Source organism: Mesorhizobium sp. M4A.F.Ca.ET.022.05.2.1 (genome assembly GCF_003998845.1).
Lineage (GTDB): Bacteria > Pseudomonadota > Alphaproteobacteria > Rhizobiales > Rhizobiaceae > Mesorhizobium.
In genome coordinates this window covers 1-4,318 of record NZ_RZOJ01000477.1, presented here as the reverse complement: position 1 = coordinate 4,318, position 4,318 = coordinate 1, and the positions used below count along the sequence as shown (strand labels likewise).

The window sequence follows — 4,318 nt, the reverse complement described above, 5'->3', positions numbered from 1 at the left end:
GTTGTGTAGGAAATTCACCGCAACCCCTTTATTGTGCATTGCACAAAATATGAGGCGGGGCTAACCTCCTTTCGATGCGGGACAAGCGGGTTTGGGCAATGCCGGAACTGGTGAGCAGCCGATGTTTCGTCGGATAATGCTCATACCTGAGGACCTCGATGAACCTTTCGACATCGGACAAATCCGGCGCTGTCAGCCTCGAGGCAATCGCCCGCAACGGCAGCTTGTTTCGTCGCATCGCGGTACGCATCCCGACCTACCTGACGGATCTGCGCGAGAACCCGGCCTGGCTGCCGATGTTCATGCTGGCGCGCACCATGCCGGGGCGCAGGATGCACTGGCTGGGCGCCAAGCCCGCGGGCCGGGCGCCAAATGGCGGGGATACGATGTTCATCGGTATCGACCTCGACGCGGCGATCGAGGCGCTTCGCTCCGACGGACTGTTTTCCGGCCTGGTCCTGCCGCAGGCGATCCATGAGGAGATCGCCAGCTTTGCCGACAACACGCCTTGCTTCGGCAATTTCGACCGCCGCCTCGAATTCATGCCTTCCGACCATGCCGAAGCCGAGAAGCGTTTCGGCCGCTCCTTGCTCAGCGGCCACTATTTCGAGCGCATCCTCTCCTGCAAGGCAGCACTGGCCATCCAGAACGACCCGCTCTTGTCCGGCATCGCCCAGCGCTATCTCGGCGGCCAGGCGAAACTGATCACGACGCGCGTCTGGTGGAGCTTTCCGACCGGCCAGGCTTCCGACGCCGACAAGAACCTCGCCTCGCTCGGCAAGTACCATTTCGACCTCGACGACTGGCGGATGCTGAAATTCTTCTTCTATCTGAAGCCCTGCGACGCTGGCACCGGCCCGCATGTCTATGTGCGCGGCAGCCACAAACGCCGCAGCCTCAAGCACCAGCTGACGCTGCTTGTCGGCCATCCGGCGAATGAGGTGCTGAAGGTTTACGGCGACGACAGCCCGGTCACGCTCACGGGAGAAGCAGGTCTCGGCTTCGTCGAGGATCCGTTCGGCTTCCATATGGGCACGGTTCCGACGCGCACGCGGCGGCTGATGATGGAAGTGGGCTTCGGCGTCTCGCGCCCTTCGCGCCGGCGCTTCCACGGCGAGCCGGTGATACGCTGAACGCTCGACGGGGACAGCCGGCTATCCGGCCTTGCCGCCGCGCTTCAGATGCTCGTCCAGGCGCGGCATGATCTCGACGAAGTTGCAGGGCATGTGGCGATAGTCGAGCTGCGCCCTGATGATGCCGTCCCAGGCATCCTTGCAGGCGCCGGGCGAGCCCGGCAGCACGAAGACGAAGGTGGCGTTGAGGACGCCGCCGGTCGCCCGGCTCTGGATCGTCGAGGTGCCGATCTTGTCGTAGGAGATGCGGTGGAACACTTCGGAAAAGCCGTCTATGCGCTTTTCGAAGATCGGCTCCAGCGCTTCCGGCGTCACGTCGCGGCCGGTGAAGCCGGTGCCTCCGGTGGTGATGACGACATCGACGCCTTCGTCCTTCGACCAGCCGAGCACCTTGTCGCGGATCTTTTCCCGGTCGTCGGTGACGATGTCGCGGGCGGCGAGGATATGGCCGGCCTCCGCGATACGGTCAGCCAGCGTCTGGCCCGACTTGTCCTCGGCAAGGCTGCGCGTGTCGGAAACGGTGAGTACCGCGATGCGCACGGGGATGAACGGGCGGCTTTCGTCGATCCGGGCCATTCAAGCCTCCATGCTTCGCGTTGCGGCGACGAACCAGTCAGGATGCCGGTGCCTTATGTCGAGTGCCGCGCGCTTGGCGACATTGCCCGTCTCGAACAGGCCGAAGCAAGTCGCGCCCGAGCCCGACATGCGGGCAAAGCCGGCGTCGGCTTTCCTCAGCGCCCTGAGCGCTTCACCGATCACGGGCTGGATGGTCCGAGCGGCAGGCTCGAGGTCGTTGCGCGTCGCGTCCAGCCAGCTGCGGATCGAGTGAAAATCAAGCTTGCCGGGCAACGGCGGCAACGCTTCGTTGTCGCGCCTCGCCAACGCCTTGAAAACCTCCGGCGTGGACACCGCGACGCCGGGATTGACCAGCACCAGGGCGAGCGCGGGAAAGCTCGGCACGGCCGACAACTCGTCGCCGACGCCGCGCGCGATCAGCGGCCTGGCCGCCAGGCACATCGGTAGGTCGGCGCCGAGCGACAGGCCGATCCGCGCCAGGTGGGCGTCGCCGATGTCGAGCCGCCATGTCCGGACAAGCCCGCGCAGCACGGCAGCCGCATCGCTGGAGCCGCCGCCGACGCCCGAGGTGACCGGCAGGTTCTTTTCCAATGTTATCGCGACAGGTGGCGTCGCAAGCGATCCCGCTTCCCGGCGCAGCGCCTCGCGCGCCCTCACCACCAGATTGGTCTCGTCGGACGGTACCCCCGATGCGTATTTGCCTGAGATAGAAAACCGGTCGCTCTCGGCCGGCTCGATCTCCAGCCGGTCGCCGAAGCGGGTGAACACGGCAAGGCTTTCGAGCAGATGATAGCCGTCGGCGCGCCTGCCGGTGACATGCAGCGCAAGGTTGATCTTGGCAGGGGCAAGACCCGTCCGGGCTTGCGTCCCGGCATCCGACGTGTCTGTTGCTGGCGAGATGGCGTTCAGTCCTTGGCCAGCCGGTATTCGCCGGTCTTCGGGTCCTTGACCAGCGTTCCCATCGTGCCGTTTGCCGCCTGTTTCTCGGTACGCCGGATCTTGGCCGTCACGCGCTCGGCTTCGCGGATGAAGGCGCGATAGCCGAAATAGGCGGCGGCGCCGATAACGACGAAGAAAATGATCTGCGGCATCCCAAAACTCCTCCCTCGAAAACGCGGCAAAAGCGGCCGGTCGGGTCGGTCAAGCGGATATGCTAGTCGCTTTCAACCCTTTTTCAAAGCCCGAAGCGCGCCCACAGCGCGCGCTCTTCCGCCGCATCGACGATGCCGCTGGCCGCCGCCGCAGCGATGTCGGGCGCCGAAAGGCGCGACCCGAACAGCCCGAAGCGCCCGAACAGCCCGCGCGGCGCGGTGATCAGTTTCAGCTCGGTCTTCGGTCCGAAGCGCGTCTTCAAAACGCCTCGCATGTCGCCCAGCGCATCGACCAGGCCGAGTTCGAGCCCTTTCTTGGCGGTCCAGAACAGGCCGGTGAACAGGTCGGGATCGTCCTTCAGCCTGGTGCCGCGCCGCTCCTTGACGAGCTCGATGAAGGTCTCGTGCACTTCGAGCTGCAGCGCCTTCAGCCGCTCGACATCTTCCTTCTTCTCCGGCTTGAACGGGTCGAGCACCGCCTTGTTCTGGCCGGCGGTATGGACGCGGCGCTCGACGCCGATCTTCTTCATCAGCTCGGGAAAGCCGAACGAGGCCGAGACGACGCCGATCGAGCCGACGATCGAGGACGGATCGGCGAAGATCTCGTCGCCGGCGACCGCGATCATATAGCCGCCGGAGGCCGCCACGTCCTCGACGAACACCAGTACCTTCTTGTTCTTCTCCACCGCGAGATCACGGATGCGCTTGAAGATCAGCCGTGACTGCACCGGCGAGCCGCCCGGCGAATTGATGGAGATGGCGACGACGGGCGCATCGAAGGAGAACGCCTTCTCAATGAGGCCGGCGGTGGACGCCAGCGACAGGCTCGGCCGGAACTGGCCGCCGCCGGCCATGATCGTGCCGTGCAGCCGGATGACCGGAACCACGACGACGGTGGAGCGCCAGGACTTCGGCAGCAGGCGGTTCAAGAGGCGTTTCACGAGGTCGGGGTCTCCGGTCACTGAAAAAGAAGCAAGATGAGGCCTCATCTTGCTGTGGGCATGTAGGAATTCGCCGGCCAACGGCAATGCCGCATGTCCGGCCGATGATCAATCGCCGAACAGCGACGCCAGTCCGTTGTTGATCATCTCGGTCCGCTCGGCTGGCCCGTTGCCTGTCTCTGCGTGCAGCATCAGCGGCGGGCGGATCGACAGTTTTCCGCGCGCGCCGAGCGTCGCCCTGACGACGATCCGGATTGCCGCCGCCTCGGGACGGGGGTGGACGGCGAGCATCTCGGTATCGCCGAAGCGGCCCTCGATCGCATCGAGCAGGGCGCCGAGCTGCTCGGGCCTGGCGATGACGGCGAGCCCGCCCCGCGGCTTCGCCACCGCGGCAGCGCTTCTGATCCAGCTTTCGAACAGCCCGTCCTCCATCACATGCGCCTGCTTGCGCAGCGCATCCGGCGTGGCCTGATCCTCGGCGGCGTTGAAGGGCGGGTTCATGATGACGAAGTCGAAGCTGTTGTCGGCAAGGCCGGCCGCGCCGGATGCGCTGCGCAAGCAGGCGCATGTGATGGAG

At 65.3% G+C, this 4,318-nt stretch carries 5 protein-coding genes and 1 pseudogene; 1 reads left to right on the top strand and 5 read right to left on the bottom strand.

Annotated features, from left to right (window positions below; translation table 11 throughout):
• The first annotated feature begins 158 nt into the window (after nucleotides 1-158).
• Nucleotides 159-1,133 (top strand): hypothetical protein, encoded by a 975-nt coding sequence (locus EN745_RS30910; RefSeq protein ID WP_127422998.1) that lies wholly within the window; start codon nucleotides 159-161, stop codon nucleotides 1,131-1,133.
• 21 nt (nucleotides 1,134-1,154) lie between these two features.
• On the opposite strand, the gene moaB is transcribed toward EN745_RS30910, so the two are convergent.
• The 5 genes and pseudogenes from moaB to EN745_RS30885 form a co-directional block, all read right to left on the bottom strand.
• Nucleotides 1,155-1,709 (bottom strand): molybdenum cofactor biosynthesis protein B, encoded by a 555-nt coding sequence (gene moaB / locus EN745_RS30905; protein ID WP_127422997.1) that lies wholly within the window; start codon nucleotides 1,707-1,709, stop codon nucleotides 1,155-1,157.
• Nucleotides 1,710-2,609, bottom strand: a complete 900-nt coding sequence (locus EN745_RS30900; RefSeq protein WP_127422996.1) for a 4-(cytidine 5'-diphospho)-2-C-methyl-D-erythritol kinase — start codon at nucleotides 2,607-2,609, stop codon at nucleotides 1,710-1,712. It abuts the gene before it with no gap.
• A 5-nt stretch (nucleotides 2,610-2,614) separates the two neighbouring features.
• On the bottom strand, nucleotides 2,615-2,800 hold the full coding sequence (locus EN745_RS30895) for a hypothetical protein (RefSeq protein ID WP_127284240.1): 186 nt from the start codon (nucleotides 2,798-2,800) through the stop codon (nucleotides 2,615-2,617).
• Nucleotides 2,801-2,883: 83 nt separating this feature from the next.
• Nucleotides 2,884-3,741 carry a S49 family peptidase gene (locus EN745_RS30890; RefSeq protein WP_126055971.1) on the bottom strand — a complete coding sequence of 286 codons (858 nt, stop codon included), beginning with the start codon at nucleotides 3,739-3,741 and terminating at the stop codon, nucleotides 2,884-2,886.
• A gap of 108 nt (nucleotides 3,742-3,849) precedes the next feature.
• Nucleotides 3,850-4,318 (bottom strand): annotated as a pseudogene (locus EN745_RS30885) (methyltransferase); the annotation flags it as partial.

Bases quoted from the DNA above. Each gene is read 5' to 3' on its own strand.
- EN745_RS30910 (WP_127422998.1), top strand. From the start codon at position 159: ATGAACCTTTCGACATCGGACAAATCCGGCGCTGTCAGCCTCGAGGCA.
- moaB (WP_127422997.1), bottom strand. From the start codon at position 1,709: ATGGCCCGGATCGACGAAAGCCGCCCGTTCATCCCCGTGCGCATCGCG.
- EN745_RS30895 (WP_127284240.1), bottom strand. From the start codon at position 2,800: ATGCCGCAGATCATTTTCTTCGTCGTTATCGGCGCCGCCGCCTATTTC.